We start from the raw sequence: 961 nt of genomic DNA, 5'->3' as shown, positions 1-961 counted from the left end.
TACACCGGCGACATTCTCGATCCGAAACGTGAGAAATACAACTTGCAGTATTACGTCAACCTGGCGAAGGAGTTGGAAAAAGCGGGCGCGCATATTCTTGCGATCAAAGACATGGCCGGTCTTTTAAAGCCATACGCCGCGTACGAGTTGGTCAAAGCGCTGAAACAAGAAATCAGCATTCCGATCCACCTGCATACGCATGATACAAGCGGAAATGCGGGAGCGATGCTGCTAAAAGCGGCCGAAGCTGGCGTCGATATCGTGGATGCGGCACTTAGCTCTATGTCCGGTCTAACGTCGCAGCCCAGCTTGAATGCACTCGCCTACGCGCTTGAGCACGACAAACGTGCGACCGGACTCAATCACGAGAACTATCAAAAGCTCGCCGACTACTGGGAGGACGTCCGCAAATATTATGTCGGATTCGAGACCGATATGAAAGCAAGCAACGCTGAAGTGTACAAGCATGAAATGCCGGGCGGGCAGTACACCAACCTGGAGCAGCAGGCCAAAGCCGTCGGGCTTGGCGACCGCTGGGGCGAAGTGAAAGAGATGTACTCCACCGTGAACCGCATGTTCGGAGACATCGTCAAAGTCACACCATCATCGAAAGTGGTGGGAGATATGGCGCTGTTTATGGTACAAAACAACTTGACGGAAAAGGACGTATATGAGCGTGGAGAAAATATCGATTTCCCTGAGTCGGTGATTACCTTCTTCCAGGGATATCTCGGCCAGCCGCACGGCGGTTTTCCGGAAGAGTTGCAGCGTGTGATTCTGAAAGGGCGGGACTACTTTACATCCCGTCCGGGTGAGTTGCTGCCGTCCGCCGACTTTGAGGAGATCAAAACAATGCTTGAAGAAAAGCTGGAGCGTGAGATTACTGATTTCGATCTCCTGTCGTATGTTATGTATCCGCAGGTATTTTTAGACATGCAGAAGCGCCAGCAGGAATTCGGCG

At 52.0% G+C, this 961-nt stretch carries 1 pseudogene; it reads left to right on the top strand.

Annotation, left to right across the window (positions count from 1 at the left end):
* Positions 1-961: pseudogene (locus B2899_RS03345) on the top strand (pyruvate carboxylase); the annotation flags it as partial.

The organism is Aneurinibacillus sp. UBA3580 (assembly GCF_002375825.1).
In the GTDB taxonomy this organism is placed as follows: Bacteria; Bacillota; Bacilli; order Aneurinibacillales; family Aneurinibacillaceae; genus Aneurinibacillus; species Aneurinibacillus danicus.
The sequence above is the reverse complement of the archived record's forward strand: the minus strand, read 5'-3'. Positions and strand labels throughout refer to the sequence as shown.